The organism is Parapedobacter sp. 2B3 (assembly GCF_041925275.1).
GTDB classification, from domain to species: Bacteria; Bacteroidota; Bacteroidia; order Sphingobacteriales; family Sphingobacteriaceae; genus Parapedobacter; species Parapedobacter pyrenivorans_A.
Genome location: NZ_JBHEUZ010000048.1, coordinates 1 through 2,376 on the forward strand (window position 1 = coordinate 1; position 2,376 = coordinate 2,376).

Annotated in this window: 3 protein-coding genes; all 3 read left to right on the plus strand. The window is 53.2% G+C overall.

The genetic code is table 11. The features are described 5' to 3' along the window. Window positions 1–72: 72 nt before the first annotated feature. From ACEVG1_RS20955 to ACEVG1_RS20965, 3 genes are read left to right on the plus strand one after another with little or no spacing between them, the layout of a single operon-like run. Entirely contained in the window at window positions 73–354 is a 282-nt protein-coding gene (locus ACEVG1_RS20955; protein WP_374745683.1) for an IS66 family insertion sequence element accessory protein TnpB, read from the plus strand. Further along, window positions 354–707: an IS66 family insertion sequence element accessory protein TnpB gene (gene tnpB / locus ACEVG1_RS20960; protein ID WP_374745684.1), complete on the plus strand. Its 354-nt coding sequence runs from the start codon at window positions 354–356 to the stop codon at window positions 705–707. Before ACEVG1_RS20955 ends, tnpB begins: the two co-directional genes overlap by 1 nt. A 60-nt stretch (window positions 708–767) precedes the next feature. Then, complete coding sequence (locus ACEVG1_RS20965) at window positions 768–2,360, plus strand: IS66 family transposase (protein ID WP_374745685.1); 1,593 nt, start codon at window positions 768–770, stop codon at window positions 2,358–2,360. The last annotated feature ends 16 nt before the right edge of the window (window positions 2,361–2,376 follow it).

Consider the following 2,376-nt stretch of genomic DNA (forward strand, 5'->3'; position numbering starts at 1 on the left):
GTATCCGCCCGACCAACTGCATATTTTCTGAGTAATTGATCCGCTGTAGCTTTACGCCCAAATATTATTGATATGAAAGAACGTAGAGACTACATGTTTACCCTTGTGGGCCAGTGGCGTGAGAGTGGTTTGACCCGGAAAGAGTTCTGCCTGCAGCATGGCATCACCCTGTCCAAGTTCGGTTACTGGATTGCACGCTGGAAAGCGGATCAATCGGTTGGGGACACCGACTTCATTCCGATGGTTCCCTCCGGATCAGGGACGGTGCTATCGGTTGTTTACCCCAACGGAGTGCGGCTGGAGGTGCCCTCGGCCGATCTTGGGCTGTTGTCCAGGCTGATTGCCCTTGCCTGATGTTCAGCCTGGGTTCCTCGCACCGTTATTACCTGTACGGCGGCCATTGCGATATGAGGAAAAGTTTTGACGGGCTTTGCGGGCTGGTGTCCTCCGGTTTGGGCCGGAGGGCAACCGGCGGGGACGTGTTTGTGTTCCTGAACCGTCGCCGCACGCATATGAAGCTTTTGCACTGGGAGCACGGCGGGTTCGTGCTGTATTACAAAAGGCTGGAGGGCGGCACCTTCCCGCTGCCCAAAAGCCGTGCGCCGGGCGGTGAGATCGACTGGAGCGATCTGGTGCTGATGGTGGAGGGGATCGTGGTGGAGAAGAGCCGGAGGCGCCATCGGTTCAGCCTGAAAAAAGCGGTCTGAAGCAATCAAAAACATCGTTTTTCATTTGCTTAACACGCTGGTTATTTGTATTTTTATGCCATGCAAACGGCACTGGAAAACCTGTCAAAAGAAGACCTATTAGCGATGGTTTCTGACCGTGACCGGGCCCTGGCCGAACAGCAGCGGATAGTCGATTCCCTAACCCGTGACTCCACCCAGAAGGATGAAAAAATCGTCTCCCTTTCCCAGGAGCGAGATTATCTGAAGGCACAGGTGGAAATGCTGCGCCGCATGCAGTTCGGCCAGAAGCGTGAGCGCTTTGAAGCAGACCCCAACCAGACCGCACTTCCGTTTGAACCTGAGCCCGAAAAAATAGAACAACAGCAGGAACAGATCAAGGAAAAGATCGAGTATGCCCGCAGGCGGCCTAATCATAAAGGTCGCGCAAAACTTCCCGAACACCTGCCGGTACAGGAGATCGAGATCCACCCCGAGGGGGATCTGTCGGATATGGTCTGCATCGGCAAGGAAGTGACTGAGGAGTTGGAGTGCGAGCCGGCCAGGTTCTACATCAAACGTTATATCCGCTATAAATATGCCGCCAAAAGCGGTGAGAGCCTGTCCCGAGCCGGTGTCGGGAGTGTAAAGATCGGTGAGCTTCCCGAGCGGGTGATCGACAAGGGCATCCCGGGATCGGGTCTGCTGGCGATGATCCTGACGGATAAATACATGGACCACCTCCCGCTGTACCGTCAAAAACAGCGCTTCGCCCGAGACAACATACAGATCGCTTCCTCCACCATCGAGGGCTGGACAAAAGAAGCACTCATCAAACTCCAGCCCCTTTACGAGCAATTGGTCTTCGATACCAAGGCAAAGGGCTATCTGCAGGTGGACGAAACACCGATAAAAGTATTGGATAAGGACAAAAAGGGTGCTGCCCATCAGGGATACTATTGGGTATACCATTGCCCGTTGGATAAAACCGTGCTGTTCGATTATAGTCCCACTCGGGGCGGCAGCGCGCCGTTGCCCATGCTGGGCGGTTTCCGGGGTTACCTGCAGACCGACGGCTATGCCGTTTACGAAAAATATGCCCGAAATAAAGAAGTGACCCATCTGGCCTGCTGGGCACATGCACGCCGTGAGTTTGAGCGGGCCTTGGACAATGACAAAGTCCGGGCGGAAAAGGCTTTACTCATGATCCAGCAGCTTTATGCGGTGGAGCGGCAGGCTAGGGAAGAAAAACTATCAGTAGATCACATCAAAGAACTTCGACTGACCGAATCCCTGCCGGTGATCAATGAACTGGGCAAATGGATCTTTGAGGAAATCAAATCCACCCTGCCCAAAAGCCAGATCGGCAAAGCCATGGCCTATGCGTATGCCCGGTGGGATGGACTGTCGGCTTATTTGTACGACGGGAATCTGCAGATCGATAACAATCAGGTGGAGAATGCCATCAGACCGGTCGCCCTGGGCCGCAAGAACTACCTCTTTGCCGGATCGCACGACGCGGCACAGCGGGCAGCCATGATCTACTCCTTCTTCGCCATCTGTAAAAAACATGAAGTGAATCCATTTCATTGGCTGAAATATACCCTGGAAAATATCATGACCATCAACCATAAAAACCTGAAAGACCTATACCCACAGAACTATAAAAATAATCTTCAGGAATCAAACCTGTAGTTGGTCGGGCGGATAC

What these genes read in the sequence shown, in the direction of transcription:
- ACEVG1_RS20955 (WP_374745683.1), top strand. Translation starts at nt 73, where the DNA reads ATGAAAGAACGTAGAGACTACATGTTTACCCTTGTGGGCCAGTGGCGT.
- tnpB (WP_374745684.1), top strand. Translation starts at nt 354, where the DNA reads ATGTTCAGCCTGGGTTCCTCGCACCGTTATTACCTGTACGGCGGCCAT.
- ACEVG1_RS20965 (WP_374745685.1), top strand. Translation starts at nt 768, where the DNA reads ATGCAAACGGCACTGGAAAACCTGTCAAAAGAAGACCTATTAGCGATG.